The following is a 21,113-nucleotide window of genomic DNA, read 5'->3' on the forward strand; positions in this document are numbered from 1 at the left end:
TTTGGTTTATGTTTTTAAATTATCATTAATTTTAACCTGTACATTAAGAAATCCCTTCATGAGCGAGAAGCAAAAAATCAAAGTCCTAGTCGTAGACGACGAGCCGGACATTGTAGAAATTCTCAAATACAACCTACAAAAGGAAGGCTATGAAGTGGCCACAGCGGAAGACGGCATCAAAGGTGTAAAAACAGCCACTAAATTTTTACCTGACGTGATTCTGCTCGATATCATGATGCCCAATCAAGATGGTGTAGAAACCTGCCTCCAAATCCGACAAATTCCTGAATTAAAAAATACCTATATCATTTTTCTAACTGCACGAATGGAGGAATACTCCGAGGTGGCAGCCTTTGATGTAGGGGCAGATGACTACATCACCAAACCTATCAAGCCCAGAGCTTTGATGAGTCGAATTGCCGCCCTTTTTCGAAGAGAGTCCAAAAAAGAACAAGAGCATGCCATTATTAAAATCCGGGATTTGGTAATCGATCGAGGAAGCTATACCATAGCTAAAGGTGGAAAAACGATTATCCTTCCAAAAAAAGAGTTTGAATTGCTGTATTTCTTAGCCAAAAATCCTAATATGGTTTTCAGCAGGGATGAGTTGCTTCAAAATATCTGGGGAACAGATGTATTTGTATTGGCTCGAACCGTAGATGTGCATATCAGGAAAGTCAGAGAGAAAATCGGTGAAGAATACATTACGACAGTCAAAGGGGTCGGCTACAAGTTTGAACAAGCCTAATCACTCATGTTAAATACTTCCAAGGGCATATCGTTCGTCCTAGGACTGGCTATTTCCGCCTTGATGGTGGCTTTTTTGTCCTTGCTGGAGGAGTCATCTTATCAAGTTTTACTCCTTGCTGGACTGCTTTCGTTTTCGATCTCTTATCTGTTAATCAATTTCACGCTTGAGTTTTTGGTATTTCGGGAGATTTCCAATCTGTATTTATTATTGGAAAAAATCCAAAAAAAGGACTTAACCGAGCTAAACGACTCAGGTAAATCCCTCCGATCCTCCCTTTCTCCATTGCACAAAATCAATGCGGTGATCAACTCATACGCTATTGCTAGGCAACGCGAAATTGAAACCCTACAAAAAAACGCTGAATTCCGACGGGAATTTATTGCAGATATTTCTCACGAATTAAAGACTCCGATTTTCGCCACACAAGGGTACATCCATACGCTTTTAGATGGAGCAATGGACGATAAGGCCGTTCGAATGAAATTCTTAAAGCGCGCTGCAAAAAGCTTGGATTCACTGGATGTGTTAGTGCAGGATCTCCTTACACTAAATCAAATGGAAAGCGGAGTGATCAAATTTAACTTTTCCGACTTTGATTTGAAGGAGTTGATTCTAGAGGTGATGGAACAGCTAGAACACAAAGCCTCGAAGCGAAAAGTGGCCATTCACTTCGATTTCGATCAAGAAAAAAATCATACCACCCATGCCGACAGGCAGAAAATTTTTCGGGTCTGCCAAAATCTGATTTTCAACGCGGTCAAATACAATCACGAAGGTGGTGATGTCAAAATCCATCTCAAAGTCCAAAAGAACTCCCTATTAGTGGAAGTTAAAGACAATGGACCGGGCATTCCTCCTGAGGATTTAAAACGAATTTTCGAGCGATTTTATCGAGTGGAAAAAAGCCGATCTAAAAAAGAAGGTGGAACTGGCTTGGGGCTAGCTATCGCCAAGCACATTCTGGAAGGTCACAAGAGCAAAATTAATGTGGCCTCCACCCTTGGAAAGGGTTCGGTTTTCAGCTTTTCACTTCCACTGGAAAAAGAGAAGAAAACAAGTGAAAAAGAAGCACCAACTGCTCAGGCTACATAATTTTCGAAAAGAGATTCCAACGTTTTTTCCAAATCATCTGACAATCCCCCATGCGGTCGTGAAGTTTGAAGCATTGAACTCCGATTCGCAGTAAGCCAACGAAATCTGGAAGCTGCATCTTGCAAGGCAATTGGATTGGGACCTCGCTCCCCACGACATATTTTTTCGAAGGAATCCAGGTATTCGGCAATCACTTCTAGATCTGCATTTGGGTCCAATGCCAATACCTTTTCTTGAGGAATGGTTATCCGACATAACAGCAAGTCAAGCCGCTTACAGCATACCAAGACTCCCACATTGACAAATTCTTCTCGCTCTACTCGGGGTACTACGCGGATCAGTGCGTACTCAAACAAGTGATTTTCTTGCATCGATGGCTCCGTTTACAAAGTGAAAAGATTGTTCCAAACGACTCCACAGAAAGTCCACATAAACCTTCCGCGCTTCCTCGGCAGTTTCGGTATCTCTACCGGCTAAGATCCACTCATCCGGCACCATATCAACCACCTGTTTGATCACAACTTCGGTTAATTTACTTTTCATCTCATGATCTGCTTCTTCCAATTTTGTGGCAAAAGGCAACAATACATGATTGCTAATCATAGGAAAAGAGGATGAAATCTGGCGCTGGTAGTTCTCCCATGCATGATGAAAAACCAAGGATGCCCCATGATCGATGAGCCAAAGTTCACGGTTCCATACGAGCAAATTGGTATTGCGAAACGTCCGATCGACATTGGTAATCCAAGCATCAAACCAGACCAACTTAGAGGCGGTCCATTCATCGACTACGGTCGCACCCGGATCAAAAGTCAGTGCTTTGGATAAAAAATGAAGTCCCAAATTAAGACCTTGACTACTTTTAAGCAGGTCTTGGATTTCCTCATCACCCTCAGACCGTCCAAAAGCCTCATCCAATTCGGCAAAAACCAACTCGGGCACTTTGAATCCAAGAAATCTAGCCAATTCCCCACAGATCAATTCTGCAATAAGGGCTTTTTCCCGCTGACCTGCTCCTTTAAATTTCAAGACATAGCTAAATCCATCATCAGCATCAGCAAGTGCTGGCAATGATCCACCTTCGCGAAGAGGCATGACATAGCGGGTGACATTTACTTTACGCAAATCAGGACTTGGAAAAACGGGACTATCGATAGAAGAAACGGAGTTCATTATGACACAAAGAAAAGTGATAATCTGTAATAGAACAGTGATGAAAGCACCAAATAGTCATGTTTCATTGGTACTTTTTTCACATACTTCAAATTCATACCTTTGCGCCCTCTTTGAAGAGACAGGAGATCCATGAAGAAAATAGATTTTCAGAACCTTATTCTGTTTGAAAACGAGGATTACCTGGTGATCAACAAGCCGCCTTACCTTTCGAGCTTAGACGATAGGCATGAGGCGCAGAACATTCTCGACCTTGCCAAGGCCCACACAGCAGATGCCCAGCTGTGTCACCGATTGGACAAGGAAACCTCGGGATGTCTGGTGATCGCCAAGCATCCAGAGGCCTACAGGCACTTGGCTATTCAGTTTGAAAACAGAAAAGTAGAGAAAGTCTATCATGCCGTGGTCGAAGGGATTAAGGAATTCAGCGAAGAGCTGGTAGATCGTAACCTTTTGGCCAACAACAAAGGAATCGCCAAAGTCAGTAAAGAGGGGAAGCCCGCACAGACTGTCTTCAATACCTTGAGGACTTATTATGCACACACACTGGTCGAATGCAAGCCCATCACAGGTCGCCTGCATCAGATTCGGGTTCACTTGGCTTACCTCAAAGCACCGATTTGTGGAGATACTTTGTATGGCGGGAATCCACTTTACCTATCAGCTTTGAAGCGACGCTTTAATCTGAAAAAGAACACGGAGGAATTACCAATCATGCAGCGTGTATCCTTGCATGCATACTCCATTCAATTTGAAGGATTGGATGGTAAGCAAATTTCTGTCATGGCACCCTATCCGAAAGATTTTCAAGTTTTGGTCCAACAGTTGGAAAAAAATGCTTGAAAAGCGGGTAATAAGGTGAACTCAGGTCTGGACTTCGAAAGAGATTATCCTAAGCGCATGAAGTAAAGCCTAGGAAAAATGCTCAAAATGAGAGACACAAAACCTAACAAGATTTCAGGTGGGTGATAAAAACTTCTATAACCACATGAAAATTAGGACTTAGGATTGCAAATAGTTTGCATAGAAAAATAAATGCTTCTATCTTTGTGTCCCTTTTTGGGGTCGATAATTATTTAAAAAGCTAAAAATTAAACAGTTACAAAGTGGATACTCTGAGCTATAAGACTATCTCAGCCAACAATTCCACCGTTGAAAAGCAATGGGTGATCGTGGATGCCCAGTCTGCTATTCTAGGAAGGTTGGCAAGTGAGGTTGCGAAAATCTTGAGAGGAAAGACGAAGCCAAGCTTCACTCCTAACGTAGATTGCGGTGACAATGTAATCGTGATCAACGCCGACAAGGTTAGATTGACAGGTGACAAGTGGAACGCCAAAGTATATGTGCGTCACACAGGTTATCCAGGTGGACAGCGAATCTCAACTCCTAAATTGTTGAAGCAGAAGTCTTCAGCAATCTTGGTTGAGAAAGCTGTAAGAGGCATGTTGCCTAAAAACAGATTGGGAAGCAAATTGTACGGCAACCTGTACGTGTATGAAGGATCTGAGCATCCACATGCAGCACAGCAGCCAAAAGCCATCACCCTTTAATCGCTAAATCATGGAAATGATCAACACAATCGGTCGAAGAAAAACATCCGTAGCCAGAATCTACATGTCTGCTGGCAATGGTACGATCACTGTAAACAACAAAGCAATTGAAGAGTACTTCCCATTTGACTTGCATCAGATCGTTGTAAAGCAGCCTTTGACCCTAGTAGGTGTAGAAGGTAACTACGACGTGAAAATCAATGTAGACGGAGGAGGTATCAAAGGTCAAGCAGAAGCTGCTAGACTAGCGATCTCTAGAGCGCTTTGTGAAATCGACGAGACTCACAGAAGCCCGTTGAAAAAAGAAGGTTTCCTTACTCGTGACCCAAGAATGGTAGAACGTAAGAAGCCAGGACGTAGAAAAGCAAGAAGAAGATTCCAGTTCTCCAAGCGTTAATCGGAACACTCTTCAATCCATAGAAAACAATTTTATTCATGTCAAAAATCGAATACAAAGACTTACTGGATGCTGGTGTTCACTTCGGACACTTGACGAGAAAGTGGGATCCAAGAATGGCTCCATATATCTTCATGGAGAAAAACGGTATCCATATTATCGACCTCAACAAAACGCTTGCTTGCCTCGAAGAAGCATCCAACGCAATCAAGCAAATTGTACGTTCCGGCAAAAAAGTAATGTTTGTCGCTACGAAAAAACAAGCCAAAGATCTAGTAGCTGCAGAAGCACAGCGTCTAAATATGCCATTCGTGACCGAAAGATGGTTGGGTGGTATGTTGACCAACTTCGCTACCATCAGAAAATCTCTTAAGAAGATGTCTTCTTTGGAGAAAATGATGAAAGAAGACTCTTACAAGAACTTGGCGAAAAAAGAGCGTCTGATGGTAAGCCGTCAGAAAGACAAAATGGAAAATGTATTGGGCGGTATCGCTGACCTAAGCAGACTTCCTGCAGCTCTTTTCGTAGTAGATATCAAAAGAGAACACATCGCGATCGCTGAAGCTCAAAAATTGGGTATTCCTGTGTTTGCTTTGGTGGATACGAACTCTAACCCTAACGAGGTAGATTTCCCAATCCCAGCAAACGATGACGCATTCAAGTCAGTATCTCTTTTGGTGAAGGCAATCGGAGCAGCTATCGAAGAAGGTCTTTCTGAGCGTAAGAAAGACAAGGACGATGCTAAACTTTCTGAAGAGGAAGAAGCAAAAAGAGCTGTAGACGCCGAAACTAACGAATAATCCACCATTAGTTTGAAAATACAAAATTGAACATCTGGCCTCGGTCGATGTTCAATTTTTGTTTTTGCCAGCCTTACGCAAATCCGATTGGCTTACAAAAACATCCCCAAGGAGGAAGCAGTATTTCTAAAATTAAGGTTTCTCCATCTCCAAATTGAATTCTAAAATCTGTTGATAAACTAACTGATCACACCATGGCAATTACTGCACAAGACGTAAACAAACTGAGACAAATGACCGGTGCCGGCATGATGGACTGCAAAAAAGCTTTGACTGAAGCAGAAGGCGACTTCGAAAAAGCAGTAGACATCCTCAGAAAGAAAGGTCAAAAAGTATCTGCTTCCAGAGCAGACCGTGAAACTAAAGAAGGCGTAGTAGTAACTCGAGTTGCTGAAAGTGGCGCAAAAGGCATTCTACTTTCTTTGACTTGCGAAACTGACTTCGTAGCTAAAAACGAAGAATTCGGTGCTTTTGCCAACACCTTGATTGACCTTGCAGTTGCTAATAACTGCACTGAAAAGGAACAAATCCTTGCGCTTCCTTTTGAAAATATCACTGTAGCTGAGAAAATCGTAGAAATGACCGGTAAAATCGGTGAGAAAATTGAAATCTCTCATTTCGAAGTTATCAATGCTGAGCAAGTTGTTACCTATATCCACTCTAATGGTAAATTGGGTGTATTGGTAGGTATGGTGAATACTTCTGGCGCTGATGTGGAAGAAGCTGGAAAAGACGTAGCAATGCAAATTGCTGCAATGAATCCAGTAGCAGTAGATAAGGATGGCGTAGATGCTTCTATGATCGAAAGAGAAATCGAAATCGGTAAGGAGCAAGCTAGAGCAGAAGGTAAGCCTGAAGAAATGTTGGAAAAAATCGCAATGGGCAAGCTTCAGAAATTCTACAAAGAAAGCACCTTGTTGAGCCAGCAGTTTGTGAAAGACAACTCCTTGTCTATCGCACAATACCTAAACAATGTAAGCAAAGGCTTGACTGTAAACGCATTCAAGAGAATCTCTATCGGATAATTTTCCGAATCTTAAACATGAAAAAACCCTCTCGGAGCGATCTGAGAGGGTTTTTCATTTATTAGACTTTTAAAATTAACGATTCATCAAGTCCTCAATCTCCTCGGCCTCAATAGGAATATTACCCATCAAGTCAAAATAACCGTCCTTTTGAACCACAATGTTATTTTCCAATCTTACCCCGAACCCTTCTTCTGGGATGTAAATTCCTGGCTCTACAGTAAAGACCATTCCTTCCTTTATCGGAAAATGCATCGTACCCACATCGTGTACGTCTAGTCCTAAGTGATGGGAGGTGCCATGCATGAAGTACTTTTTATACGCAGGCCAATTCGGATCCTGATTCTTGATGTCTGTTTGATTAATTAATCCCAATCCAACCAATTCGGATTGCATAATTAACCCCACTTCTCGGTGGTAATCTTGGATTGTTATTCCCGGTCTCAACATGGATGCGGCTTGTCTTTCAACTCGAAGAACAGCATCATAGACAGCACGCTGCCGGGGTGTAAATCTCCCACTGACCGGGATGGTTCGGGTCATATCTGCATTATAATTACCATATTCCGCAGCCACATCAAGTAGTAATAATTCCCCGTCTTTACACGCTTTATTGTTTTCAATATAATGAAGAACACAAGCAGATGGACCAGATGCAATGATTGGTTCATATGCAAATCCCTTACTCCGATTCCGTACAAATTCATGTAAAAACTCAGCCTCAATCTCATATTCAGTCACTCCAGGTTTGACAAAGTTCAAGATTCGTCTAAAGCCTTTTTCAGTGATGTCGCATGCGATTTGCATTTGACTAATTTCCTCGGGCTCCTTTACTCCTCTGAGTTCGTGCATGATTGGAGCAGCTCTCTCAAATTCATGAAGCGGGTATTTTTCCTTGCACATTTTGATAAATCGTGCATCGCGAGTTTCGACTACCACGCCAGCACGAAGGTGCTCATTGGTATTTAGATAGATTCGCTCTGAAAGATTTACGACAGAATTAAAAATAGTCTCAAAAGCAGAAAGCCACTGGATATTTACAATTCCTGAGGCCTGATACGCTTCATCTTTGGTATACTTGTGTCCTTCCCAAATCGCAATATGTTCGTTGGTTTCGCGGAGAAAAAGGACTTCTCTCCACGCTGGATTTGGACAATCAGGGGCGATCAATAAAATGGTCTCTTCCTGATCTATCCCACACAAATAGAAAAGATCGTTGTTTTGGCGAAATTTCATCGTACCATCCGCATTGGTGGGCATGATGTCATTTGCGTTGAAAACAGCAACAGATTGAGGAGCTAATTTTGCAGCCAACTTGGCTCGGTTTCGGATATAAAGTTCTTTAGGAAGAGGTTGGTATTTCATAACAAAGGATTTGAAGGTCTAAGTTAGTAAATCAGGACTTCATGAGGAATCAAATTCCCAATCATTGGGTTTCAACTTAAATTTGTATTTTCCAACAAAGGAATCGCTAAGCATGAATTTGACAATCAGAGAGCTGCCAAATGGCATCCGCATCGTTCACCAAGAGGTCACCCATACCCGACTGGTCCATTGCGGATTTATTCTGAATATCGGAAGTAGGGATGAGAGTAAAGAACAGGAAGGACTTGCGCACTTTTGGGAGCACATGGCTTTTAAAGGAACGCACAAACGGAAAAATTTCCACATTATCAATCGCTTGGAATCACTCGGAGGTGAGCTGAATGCCTATACAACCAAAGAAAAAGTCTGCTTCTATGCCTCCGTCCTGAAAGATCATTATGCAAAAGCTGCTGATTTATTATTTGACATCACTTTCAATAGCACCTTCCCCGAAAAGCAAATTGAAAAAGAGCGCCAGGTAATTTTAGAGGAAATGTCGATGTATCGAGACTCTCCGGATGACTCGATTCAAGATGAATTGGATGCGCTGATTTTCGCCAACCATGCCTTGGGCAGAAATATTCTTGGTACAGAAGAGACGGTTGCTAAGTTTTCTCAGCAAGATTTCTTTGATTTTATTTCGTCCAGGTTTGACACTTCCCAAATTATTTTCTCTGTCGTGGGAAATATCTCTCTCGACAAAGCCCTAAAGGCGATCGAACGCCCACTTTCTGAAGTTCGCACCAAACATACCCTTTATGTTCGAAGTGGATTTCATGACTACAAACCGGTTCAAAAGACCATAAAACGTGATATCACCCAATCCCTTTGTGCGATGGGTAGACCAGCCTATTCGCTTCATCATCCCAAAAGATTCAAGCTTTATCTCTTGAATAATATCTTAGGCGGTCCAAGTATGAATAGCCGACTTAATTTATCCCTAAGGGAAAAATACGGCTATGTGTATTCCATTGAGTCCAGCTATCAGCCTTTTTCGGACACCGGTTTTTTTGGGATTTTCTTTGGAACGGAAGAAAAAACCCTGAAAAAAGCACAATCCATTGTCGTTAGAGAAATGGAAAAACTCCGAACCAAAAAACTGGGAACCTTGCAACTTCACATGGCCAAAGAACAGGCCATTGGACAAATGGCAATGGCTGAAGAAAACTATGCTGGCCTGATGTTGGTCTATGGCAAAAGCCTTCTTGATCATGGGAAAATTGATCCCTTAGACCGTATCTTTGAGCAAATCCAGCAAAGTACTGCAGAGGAACTATTGGAAATTTCCCAAGAGATTTTTGACCCCAGCCAGTTGACGCAACTGACCTATATCCCTGAATAAATGGAATTTATTTCCCCAGAACTTCTAGCGTATTGCGAAGCGCATACCACAGAAGAAGACACCTTACTCAAGAAAATAACCCGAGAGACACAGGCGAAAGTCCTGATGCCACGCATGCTCTCAGGGCATTTGCAGGGAAAATTTCTGGAACTTCTGGTCAAAATGCTGAACCCCAAAGTCATTCTCGAAATAGGAACTTACACCGGATATTCTGGAATTTGCCTTGCTCGAGGACTTTCCAAATCAGGCAAGCTGATTACTTTGGATATCAATGATGAACTAGAAACGATGGTCCGCGGATTTTTTGAAGAAAGTGGACTCGCCAAGCAAATCGACTACCGGCTCGGAAATGCGAGAGACTTGATTCCTTCGCTAGATGGACCATTTGACCTCGTATTTATCGATGCAGACAAATTTTACTACGCCGAATACTTTGATTTAGTCATCGAAAAATTGAGCCCTGGCGGGATCATATTAGCCGACAATGTGCTCTGGTCAGGGAAAATTCTTACCCAACCGGGACAAAAGATAGACAAGGACACCCAAGCTTTACTTGATTTTAATCGAAAAATCCAGGAAGATCCACGAGTCGAAAATATTCTTTTACCCATTCGAGATGGCCTTTTAATGGCCAGAAAACACCACGAGAGGTAAAAAGGGAATCATTTTTGCTCAACTGCTGTAAGCAAAAAACGAAAGTATTTTCGATGACTTCCAGCAAGCCTTTATTCATTCTTTTCTACCTCATCCTTTCCATTCCAAGTATTGTTTTTGGGCAAATTCCTCAAGTACCAGCCCAGTTGGAATTTGCAGATTTGACGATAAGCATCACTCCTCAGGCGAGAAGGGAAATCCAGCTAGATGTGGACGCCCAATATCGAAACCCGTCCTACTTTAAAGTAAAGCAAGATCGGGTTAATCTCTTTATGCCCATTGTCGAGCGAGAACTTCGAGCTGTTGGGGTTCCCGAAGACTTAAAATATTTAGTAATCCAAGAAAGCGGGTTGATCGGAGATGCTGTTTCCACTTCCAATGCTGTAGGATTTTGGCAATTCAAGCAAGGAACAGCAGAGGAAGTTGGGCTAAGAGTTGATGGTCAAGTCGACGAGCGAAAAAGCATTGCCGCCTCCACGCGTGGGGCTGCCACCTATTTGAAAAAGCACAACGGGGTTTTGAATAATTGGATGACTGCTTTGGTTTCCTATCAAATGGGATTGGGCGGTGCCAAAGCGTATTTTGGAAACCAATATTCAGGGAAGAAAACCATAGAAGTAGATCGAAATACACATTGGTACTTCAAAAAATACTTGGCTCACAAAATCGCTTACGAAGGCCAAATTGGCTATTTCGCATCAAACCAGCAGCTTTCTGAAGTTCAAATCCAAGGTCCCAGCACATTTGCAGCACTTGCTAAGCGGTTTGGCGTAAGTGAAGATCATCTCAAAGAATACAATAAATGGGCGGTAAGCGGAAAAATTCCGGCAGGAAATCATACCCTCTATTTGATCAAAGATGGAAAACTCCCAGTAGAACCCACTGTTCAAAAAAGTACTGGAACTACCCCAAAAACCACTTCAACGGCTTCCACTACAAAGGCTAGCCCCAGCTATAAACAGGCTAATTCCTATCCAAGAATCTCAGGGAATACGACCAAAGCCAACGAGCCCAACCAGATCACGGTCAATGATCTCGAGGGTGTCCAAGCTGCCAAATCAGCATCCCCTGGTCGATTTGCAGAGCAAATCGGAATGAAGGAAAAGAAGTTTCGAAAATTGAATGATCTCCAAGAAGAGGAGTCGGTGGAGCCCGGAAAATATTATTACACAGAAAAGAAAAAAACATCCGCAGAAGTCGCTACTCATATCGTTCAACCGGGAGAATCCCTATGGTCAATTTCACAGAAATATGGGATTCGATTAGCCACCTTGAAGTCCAAAAATAGAATCCGAAAAGACTCGGAATTAAAACCAGGAATGGTACTTAATCTTCAAGAACCAAGAAAACGAGGAGAATCCATTCCTATAATTCAGGTAGAAGATGCCAAACCAACTCAGCAAACCCGAATAGAGACTCAAGCTCCTCCTGTTCAAGAAACCTCTACTCCAAGTCAAAGGATTGAGAAAGAACAAGAAGTAGAAAAGCCATCCTCAACTCCTAGATATCATACAGTAAGTCAGGGTGAAACCCTATTTTCAATTTCCAGAAAATACAGTGTTACCGTAGACCAACTTAAGTCTTGGAATAAGATTGGCAGCAACAATCTCATCTCAATCGGCCAAAAATTGATCATTTTAAATCCCTAGTCTATCCAATTCTAAGCTCAATGCATCGAATCATTCTTCTGATAGGGGTTTTCCTAATCGGTTTTTTTCAAAATTCACAAGCACAAGACTTAAAGATCATTCCGGATACGGTGTTGATCAATGGAGATACGCTGCTTATGCTTGGAGATTCCATTTTAATCAAGGAACCTAAGAAAGAAATCTTCTGGAAAACAGGGGGAAACTACAACCTCAACATTCAACAGGTTACGTTGAGTAATTGGGCAGCTGGGGGTGCAAGTACCTTTGCCCTCAATACCGGGATTTCGCTTTTCGCCAATTATAAGAAAGAATCAAAAGTCTGGGATACTCAATTAAATGTCAATTTGGGTTTTAACCGACAAGGGGAACGGGATTTTAAGACCCGAAAAACCAATGACAACTTTGTATTTATCAGTAACTACGGGCGGCAATTGTCTGAGAAATTATACCTAACAACTCAAATTGACGCGAGAACACAACTACTCTCAGGCTATAAATACACTCGCCCGGCAGGAAGTGAAAGTGAAATCCGAACCAAAATTTCTGACCTGCTATCGCCGGGTTATATTCAATCCTCAACGGGTCTCAACTATCGAAAAACATACGAAAACAAAAGTAAGCTTTCGATAATTGGCTCTCCATTTACTGGGCGATTTACAATTGTAATGGACGATTCTTTGAGTCGGGCAGGTGCTTTTGGGGTGATACCAGGAGAAAATGTGCGTGCCGAAGCCGGGGTATCTCTAGCTGCTGGAGTCACCGATTTTGTCTTGATGGAAAATGTCACTTGGAAGGCAGACCTCAATCTTTTCTCCAATTATGAACGCTTGGGAAATATGGTGGTTAACTTTAACTCTGCCATCCGAATGAAAGTAAACAAATACATTTCTACCAGAATTGAGACCATTTTGATTTACGACGAAAAAGTCTTGATCACCCAAAATGATGGTAGTCGAAAACAAGCCGTCCAACTCCAAAATCTAATCAATTTTGGGATTTCGCTTGACCTCTAAAAATCAACCTCCAGCCCAAATTTTCGCTGAAATTCAGCCAATGCTGGGTGTTTTTCCTTCAGGTAACGTAGCTTATCTGTATTGGTATAAAGCTTAGGCCGATCATCCGCCACTTCCTCAGCCTGCTCCACCTGAATGGAAACTTGGGTAGCCCCACTCAATTGTCGAATCATACGCAGGAGCTCAGGTCTCATTTTCTCAGCAATTTCCTCTTGAACGTGCCCCACTACCTGAAGAACAATTTTTCCTTCTGGATAAACTTGGATTTTTTGATCCAAAATCGCCAACTCAAGATTCTTATTTTGCGATCTAAAATGCTCCTGAATTTGAAATAGATTCTGATCCAACATCTCTTGAGACAAGATTTTGATGACCTCAGGAGCTGAAGTTGAAACTTGTGATTGTTCTTCTTCTAGTTGGGGCGCTTTGACCTCCACTTGCTGCTCAATTCGCTTTTTAATCTCATTAGGGCGAGTAGGAATCGTAATCGTAGACCTGACGGGAGATTTCTTTGCCGTACTCTGATCAGCTAATTTGGGGGGAGTTGGAGCTGGGGTAGTTGGATTGGAATCCTCAATCAGGCTTTTTTTTTTGCCTCCTCGGCCAAGACGGCCAATCGAAACGCTTGAGGAAGTTTAGCCATTTTCATCAAAGCCAACTCAACATGAAGTCGCTGATTTTTGCTGGTCTTATAGTGGATATCGCACTGATTAGCCAGATTTAAGGCAGACAACAAGAAAGAAACGGAGGCTTTGGAGGTTTGCTCCAAATACCGATCTCTCGCCGATTCTGATACTTGTAATAGATCTACTGTTGCCTCATCCTTGACGACCAACAAGTCACGGAAATGCTCGCTGAGTCCAACGATAAAATTATGCCCATCGAATCCTTTTTTCAGAATTTCATCAAAAAGAAGTAGGGTGGATGAAATGTTTTCAGCCAATAAGGCATCTACCACTTTGAAGTAATAATCATAGTCCAATATATTCAGATTGGAAATCGTCTCCTGATAGGTGACTTTTTTTCCAGCTGAATAGGTGACGATCAAATCGAAAATTGAAAGTGCATCCCGAAGTGCCCCGTCTGCTTTGGTAGCAATCAATCGAAGCGCTTCTTCCTCGTAATCTACCTTTTCCTTCTCGGCGATGTACTTTAGGTGATCCGAGATGTGTTTGATTTGAATTCGATTAAAATCAAATATTTGGCAACGAGAAAGGATAGTAGGGATGATTTTATGCTTTTCGGTCGTAGCCAAAATAAAAATCGCATACTTAGGCGGTTCCTCCAGGGTCTTCAAAAACGCATTGAAGGCCGCTGTAGATAGCATGTGAACTTCGTCTATGATGTAGACTTTGTATTGACCTTTTTGCGGAGCATATCGAACTTGATCCACCAAATTACGGATATCATCTACCGAGTTGTTGGAAGCTGCATCAAGTTCATAAACGTTGAAGGAAGAATTATTCTGAAAAGCCTGGCAAGAATCACAAGTACCACAAGCTTCAAAATCTTTGGTAACCTGCTCACAATTGACTGTCTTAGCCAAAATACGAGCACAGGTAGTCTTTCCAACTCCCCTTGGACCACAAAAAAGAAAGGCTTGGGCTAGGTGATTATTTTTGATGGCATTTTGTAAAGTAGTGGTGATATGCTGCTGCCCCACCACACTTTTAAAATCTGCCGGTCTGTATTTCCTTGCCGAAACGACGAAATTTTCCATCGCTGCAAGATATAAAAAAGTGGATATTCAGGAAGGATGAAATTGGGGATTGAGTAAAGATTTTGGCTAAAAGACTGATTATTAAAGTCGGAAAGTTACGAGGCCGGGGGGGAAGGAAGATGGGAAGCATAGGAGGGATAGGAAAAAGCCTATAAGAAAGTGATGGGAAACTTTGATAGAAAAGCCTCCACGCTAGTCTACCTGTCGTAAATCAAAATTCTGAAATCGAAAATGAACGAATTTTCCCATACTTTTGTCTTCCCAGCATAATGGGGCTGACCGGTTTTGACAGTAGGTGTAGGGATCGGGCTCGCATGCAGGCTGGAGTATGTACGGCCTTGAAAGATTCATACGAACGATAAATGGCGAAACTTCTTACGCCATGGCTGCCTAATCTCTCCTCACTAGGACAGATCGCTTAAAGGGTTGAGTTGCGAGAGTGATTCCCCGGCCACATCTCCCCACCCTCCGTCTGATCGGGGTGGATCCGAGGTGTCGACTTGATCAGACTGCTGCTTGTGATGCGATTAAGCAAGCTTAAGACCAATCGATAAGCCAAATTCAGGTGTGTCACCCAGCATAATTTGGTCGAAAATCCAATCGGTGACTAAGCATGTAGACGGTACGGTGTCTCCTTATCTGGACGTGGGTTCGAATCCCACCAGCTCCACAAAAAAGCCTTCCCTGAGTCAGAGAAGGCTTTTTTTATTCCATTTCAGTGAAAAATTATCCTGTAAAATACGCTTCCAATTCTGATAGCATTTCTGATTTATCTCGAAGGTCTCGAATTACTTTTCCTTTTTCGACCAAGACAATACGATCACAAATTTCAGTCACATGGTTCAAATCATGACTGGAAATCAAGAACGTGACCTTGGATTCCTCCGTAAGCTTTTGAACCAGTTTCTTTAATCTGATTTGCGAACTCGGATCTAAATTTTCAAAGGGCTCATCCAACAATACAAACTCCGGATTACCCATCAGAGCAGCAGCAATTCCCACCTTCTTTAAATTTCCCTTGGAAAGGTCTCGGATGTATTTCTTTTTACCAATTACTTCCTCATTAAAGAGCTCGGTGAATTTTTCCAAGTGATGGCTCAAATCATCGGGAGACATCCCATAAATTTTCCGTAAAGTCTCGAAATATTCATCTGGAGTCAAATACGCCAAGAGCATATGTTCATCCAGATAGGCCCCTACTTTAGATTTCCAATCTTCTGATCGCGTGACGTCCTCGCCATTGATTTTTACAGTTCCTGTAGTGGCACGAACTAAATCCAAGATAATTCGAAAGAGCGTCGTCTTTCCTGCCCCATTATTCCCCACCAGTCCGAAACATTCGCCTTTGGCGATTTCCAAGGAAGGCACATCCAAGACAACAGCGTCTTTGTATTGTTTTTTGAGTTGAGATATCTGTATCATAGTTCTTGACGGAATGAAGATGAAATTTCGTAGCGGTTAGAGAGTACTCGATTGATATTGATCTGGGAAAGAGGACGAAAAGCCAGCAAGCCAATGAGACCGGCAGCACCTAAAGCAATTAACCCGGCAGTATCACTGATCAATAAAGAAAATGGGAGGTAAACCAAATAGGGAGCAACTAATAGCGGAATGATAATCAGAAACTGAGCCGCTCCTACTCCTTCGTAATTAAACATGGCTCCTTTGTTAAGGTCCATGGGCTTTGGCTTCCACAGCGCCAAATAAATAATCACATGAATCATGATTCCCACATTAAAGAAAAACGTGGCCAAATGAATCATCAAAATATGAACTCCGAAATACACATAAGGAACCGAGGCTAGAAAACACACCATCGATACTCCCATAAACAACAGGTATTTCCCACGAACCAAAGATTCGACACCACCCTTTCGGGAAATGAAAAAATCAAAGTTTCCTGAATTCCAACTTAAGAATTGCTGCCCGTATTGAATGGTAAAAATTCCGGTGATAAAGATCCCAACGAAGATAAAAATGGCACTCAAGCCTGTCTCACTTTGATAAATAGGATTGGTATAGAAAACCAAGCCATACAGTAAAAAGAAGGCAGAAAGCATCAGATAAGTACGACTCTTTTTGTGTCTGATGATCAGTTTCCATTCGAGATTGGCCAGCTCTCCCGCGAGACCAAATCGGGATAGAAATCCAAAGCTTTGATTGACAAACCGAACATCTTCCTCCTCCGAAAGGTCTTCCAGATAGGCGTTAGCTTTGTAATAGGAATTCGCTAAAAGGTACCCTCCTACGGCAGCAATTAGTACGATTCCAAAAGGCAACACACTTTTTAGCGCCATATTGAAAAATGGTGCAGCAAATTCTCCCAAATTAAACCAGCCTAGGTAGTTGCTTCCACCACCCAAAATCAAAAGTCCTCCGACCACCAAGAGACCATAAAAACTATCCTCAAATCGTTGCTTGAACCAAAGCATCAGCCAGTGAAGACTCCAACTGAAAAGCAAAATCGTTCCTACCCAAGTAATTGCCCCAATGCTACCGTATTGTTCTCCAACCACTTGAACCCCAAATGGAAGAAAGAGCAATAAGGCAATCAGATTCATCGGGGACAGAAAAGATCGTAGTAAAAGAACATGAATGATCTTGGCTTTGCCGATAGGCAGATGGAGCAAACTCTCCAAATCTGCCACAGGTAGTTTTTGAATAAAATACCGATAGACAAATTCAAAAAGGAAAAAGTAAATAATTGCTGAGTTGAGGTAGGTAATGGCATCCTTACCTTCTGCCAATTCTTCGATGATTCTTCCCAAAAACAGCCCCGCAAGAAAGACATACGTCAAGAGAAGCAAGGCAATGAAAACCAGAAAGATGGCTACCAGCAAACTTTTTGCAAAGCTAGTGGAGCGAATACTTTTGAGAAACTGAAGCCGAATGAGCGTAAAAAACATAGTCATGATTTTGGTGTGCTACCGCAAAATACGGGAAAGCAACCAAATCATAATTTTTTGAAAATCCACATTTCTTCAGGCCGAGTGAAGAATATGATACAGGAAAAAGAATTTGTGATTTTTGAGCGCAGCGACAAATAACTTGGGTAAGCCACTTTAGCCTTTATAAATTGAAAATCTCAATGATTTTTTCAAAACCAACCGGTTTCTTTAAATATCCTTTGACCAATGAATATTCCTTTGACTTGGACTCGTCTACTTTATCAATCGAACTCGTGATGATATAAACTACTCCATTCCAATCTTGAGTATGCTTTGAAAATTCATCCAGAAAGTCCCAAGCATCCCAAATCGGCATATTGATATCCAAAAGAATAAAGTCCGGAAAATCTCCATGGCTCGCCTTCCGATCCATTAGTCCTTCAAAAGCTTGCTTTCCATTTCTGAAAGTCAAAATCTCTTTAAAAAGAGTGGTAAACTCAATCATTTTTTGAGTGAGCATCAAATAGTTGGGATCGTCCTCGATGATACAAATGGTCTTGTTACGATTCATTGGTTTTGAGATAAACTTTAAATGTCGAGCCGACACCTTCTTTACTTTCTACTTCTATTTTCCCTCCAAGTGCTTCCACTTGGTTTTTGGTGATAAACAATCCAATCCCACGGGAGTCAGGATGATCGTGGAAGGTCTTATACATTCCAAACATTTTCCTTCCTTGACGCTTCAAATCAATTCCAAGTCCATTATCGGCAACGGATAGAATCGTCCACTCAGGCGAAATATCGAAAGAAATCTTGACGAATCTTTCCTTTTTAGGATCCGAATATTTGATGGCATTGGTCAGCAAGTTTAATACAATACTTTCCAAATAGGTTAAATTCCCTTGAACCCAAATTTTAGGCTGATTTGCGTCAATTCTAATCTGGACTTGGGATGTTCTAGCTAATGCGGAAACATTTAGAATGGAAGAATTTACGATTTCCACCAAATTGAGCTTATCCAAATCCGCAGATTCATTGGTCTGAATATCGGCAACCTCAGATAGATTTTGGATAGATTCCATCAAGTTGTCAATCACATTCTTAAAGTTCTGGAAAAACGGATTGGTAGCAAATTGCTTGTCTTCCACTTCCAAGAATGAAATCATTCCACTCAAGTTGGCCGCATGGGACCGTAGATTATGGGAAACGATATGAGCAAAGTTCTTCAGACGGTCGTTTTGGTTTTGAGTTAGGCTTAAAAGTTGCCGCTGATCATTCTCAAGTTTTTTCTGCTCGGTGATATCCAAGTGGATTCCAATAGAGCCTACTAGTTCGCCTGCATCATTGTAATTAGGTCCTCCACTGATCAGCCACCAACGTCTATTCCCTGCCTTATCAAGTACTTCTACCTCATAAACATCTGATTGACCTACCTTTCTGAGAATATTTTTTTGGAGAACGACCTTTTTCCCATTCTCATCAGACAGAAACAAATCAACCCCCTTATTTCCTCTTAATTCCTCTACGGAGTAGCCGGACATTTGGCAGAAACTCGCATTTGCATTCAAAATGACATCTTCTGAATCCACTTCTAAAAACCCGAGATTCATATTCGCAATGATATTTCGGTATTTCTCTTCTTGAATTTGCAATTGCTTTTGGACCCGCTGCTTTTGCTTCACATTGACAATCATCTGTCCAAACAAGGTCAAAAGCTTAATTTCCTCATCCGCATATTTTCGTTTACCACGAACACTATCAAACCCTACGAAACCTTGAAGTACTTGACCCTCAAAAATCGGAATGGTTATCAAACTCTGAATCCCTTGTGGTTCTAGGATCGATCTTAAATTAGAATCCCCTTCTGCCGCAATCGGCAAGTTGTTGACATCTTCAACTAGGAAAGGGAGTTTTTTTTGATGTTGCTCCACCCAATCCGGGAAAATTTCGATTGGAAGCTGTTGGAGGTTATCCAACTCTGGTTCAATTCCTGTGGCACACCACTCGTAGGTATTCGAAGTGGTTCCCTCTTTAAAGTCATAATCGAAAATGTAGGCTCGATCTGCATCCACAAATCTTCCCATCTTTTCCAAAGAACTGGAAATAACAGACTCAATCTCATCAATGTTGATATTGATATACGTTGAAGAAATATCAATTAGAATATTCTGGAGAGCGACCTGCTGTTGGATCAAGGTCTCATTTTCCTTCAGCTCGGTGATATCAACCTCCACGGCCATGTAACCAACAATTTCACCAGAGTCCTCCCGCATAGGGACAATATTCAACTGAAGCCAGTATTCATTGCCGTCCTTTCCTCGATTCAAAATTTCAGCAGTGACATCCTTACCTTTAAGAACTCTTTCTTTGATTAGAGACGCTATCTTACGATCAGTTTTTTCAAATTGAAACATCCTTGGAGTTCGGCCTTGTATCTCCTCCAAAGAATATCCAGACATACGCAAGAAGCCTTCATTAGCCCAGGTGATTTTTAGCTCAGGATCTGTGATCACCACCCCATTGGAGGTTCTTTTCGCTACAAGGGAAAGCTTTTCAATTTCTTTTTCAATGGCTTTTCGATCTGAGATATCCTGAATCGTTCCTCGGATGACCCGAATTTCTCCATCTGGAGATACTACTGGAGCTCCGGTTATACTGATCCATTTTTCTTCCCGAGTCACATAATGCTGAATTTTCATATCCTTATTAAAGGACTTCTTGAAAATTCGACATTTATAAAAAGCATCGATTAGCTCGTTATTATTTTGCTCGTTGAGGAGCAGTTTCCAGGAATTGATCTTTCGGTCAAAATTGGATGGAATTCCAAAAATTTCATCAATGATGGCCGAGTTGTACCATTCTCCAGAACTTAGATTGACCTCGTAATTCCCCAAATTGGCAACTCGCTGCGCTTCAATCAAACGATCCTTAGTTTGTTCCAAGGCATCCGTTCGAATTAAAATCTGTTCCTCCAATTGAAGGTTGAATTTTTCGTTTTGGATTTTGGCTGTCTTGAGATATTCCTTCAAGAGGATGAGGGAAGTATTCAAATCTGAGATCTCGTTGACATTGGAAATTTTGTCAATTTCAATCTCATAATCCCCGGTTTGAAGCCGGTTGGAAACTTCTGTCAAATAAGAAATGGGTGATGCAATCCGCTCTGCAATCCCATAAAAAAGTCCCAAAGACATAATCATCAAAATCCCCAAAAACACATAGATGGGATAGTTGATTTGAAAAATCGATTTTTCAATGACTTCGTTAGATACTGCCAGGATCACATACCCCTGAAGAACCTCAGAGTTTAGAGCTTGCTTTTTAATCAGGTATTTGTTCAAATCAGGATCCAAAATCTGAAGTTGATCATAGCTTTCAGGCTTACTGGCAAAAACGGCTTCTTGACCTGAAGAATCAATCTCGATGATCGCAACAAATTCGATTTCAGAATTGTCATCCGATAAACTAACAACCTCTGCTAAGCCTTCAAAATCATTGTTTCTCAGCGCCAAGTTGACCCCTAATGCAGTCGTATGGGCAAGTTGATCTAGCTCAGTTTCAAAGTTTTTTCGAAAAAGAGATCCCTGCCTGTTGGGGTATAAAATCAACAGCGATACCAGCAAGATGGTAATCGAAAAGGCAAAAGGAAACCAAATTCGAAAGGAAAGACCTTGAAAAAAGCTTTTCATCGTTTAGG

General features: G+C 41.7%; 20 protein-coding genes and 1 other RNA gene. 12 read left to right on the forward strand and 9 right to left on the reverse strand.

Features of this window, described 5'->3' with window-relative positions; genetic code table 11:
- Positions 1-58 precede the first annotated feature (58 nt).
- Both AO498_RS00240 and AO498_RS00245 read left to right on the forward strand, forming a co-directional pair.
- Complete coding sequence (locus AO498_RS00240) at positions 59-748, forward strand: response regulator transcription factor (protein WP_067542068.1); 690 nt, start codon at positions 59-61, stop codon at positions 746-748.
- A gap of 6 nt (positions 749-754) precedes the next feature.
- On the forward strand, positions 755-1,843 hold the full coding sequence (locus tag AO498_RS00245; RefSeq protein ID WP_067542071.1) for a sensor histidine kinase: 1,089 nt from the start codon (positions 755-757) through the stop codon (positions 1,841-1,843).
- Here the strand turns inward: AO498_RS00245 and AO498_RS00250 are convergent.
- Together AO498_RS00250 and AO498_RS00255 are read right to left on the reverse strand one after the other, a co-directional pair.
- Complete coding sequence (locus AO498_RS00250; RefSeq protein ID WP_067542074.1) at positions 1,831-2,214, reverse strand: DUF3037 domain-containing protein; 384 nt, start codon at positions 2,212-2,214, stop codon at positions 1,831-1,833. The two genes, AO498_RS00245 and AO498_RS00250, sit on opposite strands and share 13 nt — an antisense overlap.
- Positions 2,192-3,016, reverse strand: a complete 825-nt coding sequence (locus AO498_RS00255) for a HipA family kinase (protein WP_067542077.1) — start codon at positions 3,014-3,016, stop codon at positions 2,192-2,194. Before AO498_RS00255 ends, AO498_RS00250 begins: the two co-directional genes overlap by 23 nt.
- A 132-nt stretch (positions 3,017-3,148) precedes the next feature.
- On the opposite strand from AO498_RS00255, the gene AO498_RS00260 reads away from it, so the two are divergent.
- From AO498_RS00260 to tsf, 5 genes are all read left to right on the forward strand, one after another.
- The gene (locus tag AO498_RS00260) at positions 3,149-3,859 is read left to right on the forward strand and encodes an RluA family pseudouridine synthase (RefSeq protein ID WP_067542080.1); all 711 of its coding nucleotides are present in this window, start codon (positions 3,149-3,151) and stop codon (positions 3,857-3,859) included.
- A gap of 263 nt (positions 3,860-4,122) precedes the next feature.
- Positions 4,123-4,566 carry a 50S ribosomal protein L13 gene (gene rplM / locus AO498_RS00265; protein ID WP_067542083.1) on the forward strand — a complete coding sequence of 148 codons (444 nt, stop codon included), beginning with the start codon at positions 4,123-4,125 and terminating at the stop codon, positions 4,564-4,566.
- Between the two features lie 10 nt (positions 4,567-4,576).
- A complete protein-coding gene (rpsI, locus tag AO498_RS00270; protein ID WP_067542086.1) occupies positions 4,577-4,963 on the forward strand; it encodes a 30S ribosomal protein S9 in 387 nt (128 codons plus the stop codon).
- 38 nt (positions 4,964-5,001) lie between these two features.
- Entirely contained in the window at positions 5,002-5,763 is a 762-nt protein-coding gene (gene rpsB, locus AO498_RS00275) for a 30S ribosomal protein S2 (RefSeq protein WP_067542089.1), read from the forward strand.
- 194 nt (positions 5,764-5,957) lie between these two features.
- Positions 5,958-6,788 carry a translation elongation factor Ts gene (tsf, locus tag AO498_RS00280; RefSeq protein ID WP_067542092.1) on the forward strand — a complete coding sequence of 277 codons (831 nt, stop codon included), beginning with the start codon at positions 5,958-5,960 and terminating at the stop codon, positions 6,786-6,788.
- A gap of 75 nt (positions 6,789-6,863) precedes the next feature.
- On the opposite strand, the gene AO498_RS00285 is transcribed toward tsf, so the two are convergent.
- Positions 6,864-8,153 carry an aminopeptidase P family protein gene (locus tag AO498_RS00285; RefSeq protein WP_067542095.1) on the reverse strand — a complete coding sequence of 430 codons (1,290 nt, stop codon included), beginning with the start codon at positions 8,151-8,153 and terminating at the stop codon, positions 6,864-6,866.
- Positions 8,154-8,265: 112 nt separating this feature from the next.
- On the opposite strand from AO498_RS00285, the gene AO498_RS00290 reads away from it, so the two are divergent.
- The 4 genes from AO498_RS00290 to AO498_RS00305 are packed head-to-tail and all read left to right on the forward strand — an operon-like array spanning position 8,266 to position 12,811.
- Positions 8,266-9,495: a M16 family metallopeptidase gene (locus AO498_RS00290; RefSeq protein ID WP_067542098.1), complete on the forward strand. Its 1,230-nt coding sequence runs from the start codon at positions 8,266-8,268 to the stop codon at positions 9,493-9,495.
- A complete protein-coding gene (locus tag AO498_RS00295) occupies positions 9,496-10,149 on the forward strand; it encodes an O-methyltransferase (RefSeq protein ID WP_067542101.1) in 654 nt (217 codons plus the stop codon).
- Positions 10,150-10,202: 53 nt separating this feature from the next.
- Positions 10,203-11,798 carry a lytic transglycosylase domain-containing protein gene (locus AO498_RS00300; RefSeq protein ID WP_067542104.1) on the forward strand — a complete coding sequence of 532 codons (1,596 nt, stop codon included), beginning with the start codon at positions 10,203-10,205 and terminating at the stop codon, positions 11,796-11,798.
- 20 nt (positions 11,799-11,818) lie between these two features.
- A complete protein-coding gene (locus AO498_RS00305; protein WP_067542107.1) occupies positions 11,819-12,811 on the forward strand; it encodes a DUF3078 domain-containing protein in 993 nt (330 codons plus the stop codon).
- Here AO498_RS00305 and AO498_RS00310 read toward each other — a convergent pair.
- Both AO498_RS00310 and AO498_RS00315 read right to left on the reverse strand, forming a co-directional pair.
- Positions 12,808-13,248, reverse strand: a complete 441-nt coding sequence (locus tag AO498_RS00310; RefSeq protein ID WP_067542110.1) for a hypothetical protein — start codon at positions 13,246-13,248, stop codon at positions 12,808-12,810. The two genes, AO498_RS00305 and AO498_RS00310, sit on opposite strands and share 4 nt — an antisense overlap.
- 140 nt (positions 13,249-13,388) lie before the next feature.
- Positions 13,389-14,531 carry a DNA polymerase III subunit gamma/tau gene (locus tag AO498_RS00315; RefSeq protein ID WP_067542113.1) on the reverse strand — a complete coding sequence of 381 codons (1,143 nt, stop codon included), beginning with the start codon at positions 14,529-14,531 and terminating at the stop codon, positions 13,389-13,391.
- A 271-nt stretch (positions 14,532-14,802) separates the two neighbouring features.
- On the opposite strand from AO498_RS00315, the gene ssrA reads away from it, so the two are divergent.
- Positions 14,803-15,204, forward strand: a transfer-messenger RNA (tmRNA) gene (gene ssrA / locus AO498_RS00320).
- A gap of 53 nt (positions 15,205-15,257) precedes the next feature.
- On the opposite strand, the gene AO498_RS00325 is transcribed toward ssrA, so the two are convergent.
- From AO498_RS00325 to AO498_RS00340, 4 genes are all read right to left on the reverse strand, one after another.
- Entirely contained in the window at positions 15,258-15,953 is a 696-nt protein-coding gene (locus AO498_RS00325; protein WP_067542116.1) for an ABC transporter ATP-binding protein, read from the reverse strand.
- Positions 15,950-17,443 carry a DUF5687 family protein gene (locus AO498_RS00330; RefSeq protein ID WP_335339810.1) on the reverse strand — a complete coding sequence of 498 codons (1,494 nt, stop codon included), beginning with the start codon at positions 17,441-17,443 and terminating at the stop codon, positions 15,950-15,952. Before AO498_RS00330 ends, AO498_RS00325 begins: the two co-directional genes overlap by 4 nt.
- Positions 17,444-17,600: 157 nt before the next feature.
- Complete coding sequence (locus AO498_RS00335; protein WP_067542122.1) at positions 17,601-17,990, reverse strand: response regulator; 390 nt, start codon at positions 17,988-17,990, stop codon at positions 17,601-17,603.
- On the reverse strand, positions 17,980-21,105 hold the full coding sequence (locus AO498_RS00340) for a PAS domain S-box protein (RefSeq protein ID WP_067542125.1): 3,126 nt from the start codon (positions 21,103-21,105) through the stop codon (positions 17,980-17,982). The genes AO498_RS00335 and AO498_RS00340 overlap by 11 nt, the downstream gene beginning before the upstream one ends.
- Positions 21,106-21,113 lie beyond the last annotated feature (8 nt).

Source organism: Algoriphagus sanaruensis, from assembly GCF_001593605.1.
Lineage (GTDB): Bacteria > Bacteroidota > Bacteroidia > Cytophagales > Cyclobacteriaceae > Algoriphagus > Algoriphagus sanaruensis.

Coding starts and splice junctions, on each gene's coding strand:
- AO498_RS00240 (WP_067542068.1), top strand. CDS start 59: ATGAGCGAGAAGCAAAAAATCAAAGTCCTAGTCGTAGACGACGAGCCG.
- AO498_RS00245 (WP_067542071.1), top strand. CDS start 755: ATGTTAAATACTTCCAAGGGCATATCGTTCGTCCTAGGACTGGCTATT.
- AO498_RS00250 (WP_067542074.1), bottom strand. CDS start 2,214: ATGCAAGAAAATCACTTGTTTGAGTACGCACTGATCCGCGTAGTACCC.
- AO498_RS00255 (WP_067542077.1), bottom strand. CDS start 3,016: ATGAACTCCGTTTCTTCTATCGATAGTCCCGTTTTTCCAAGTCCTGAT.
- AO498_RS00260 (WP_067542080.1), top strand. CDS start 3,149: ATGAAGAAAATAGATTTTCAGAACCTTATTCTGTTTGAAAACGAGGAT.
- rpsI (WP_067542086.1), top strand. CDS start 4,577: ATGGAAATGATCAACACAATCGGTCGAAGAAAAACATCCGTAGCCAGA.
- rpsB (WP_067542089.1), top strand. CDS start 5,002: ATGTCAAAAATCGAATACAAAGACTTACTGGATGCTGGTGTTCACTTC.
- tsf (WP_067542092.1), top strand. CDS start 5,958: ATGGCAATTACTGCACAAGACGTAAACAAACTGAGACAAATGACCGGT.
- AO498_RS00285 (WP_067542095.1), bottom strand. CDS start 8,153: ATGAAATACCAACCTCTTCCTAAAGAACTTTATATCCGAAACCGAGCC.
- AO498_RS00290 (WP_067542098.1), top strand. CDS start 8,266: ATGAATTTGACAATCAGAGAGCTGCCAAATGGCATCCGCATCGTTCAC.
- AO498_RS00295 (WP_067542101.1), top strand. CDS start 9,496: ATGGAATTTATTTCCCCAGAACTTCTAGCGTATTGCGAAGCGCATACC.
- AO498_RS00300 (WP_067542104.1), top strand. CDS start 10,203: ATGACTTCCAGCAAGCCTTTATTCATTCTTTTCTACCTCATCCTTTCC.
- AO498_RS00305 (WP_067542107.1), top strand. CDS start 11,819: ATGCATCGAATCATTCTTCTGATAGGGGTTTTCCTAATCGGTTTTTTT.
- AO498_RS00315 (WP_067542113.1), bottom strand. CDS start 14,531: ATGGAAAATTTCGTCGTTTCGGCAAGGAAATACAGACCGGCAGATTTT.
- AO498_RS00325 (WP_067542116.1), bottom strand. CDS start 15,953: ATGATACAGATATCTCAACTCAAAAAACAATACAAAGACGCTGTTGTC.
- AO498_RS00330 (WP_335339810.1), bottom strand. CDS start 17,443: ATGACTATGTTTTTTACGCTCATTCGGCTTCAGTTTCTCAAAAGTATT.
- AO498_RS00335 (WP_067542122.1), bottom strand. CDS start 17,990: ATGAATCGTAACAAGACCATTTGTATCATCGAGGACGATCCCAACTAT.
- AO498_RS00340 (WP_067542125.1), bottom strand. CDS start 21,105: ATGAAAAGCTTTTTTCAAGGTCTTTCCTTTCGAATTTGGTTTCCTTTT.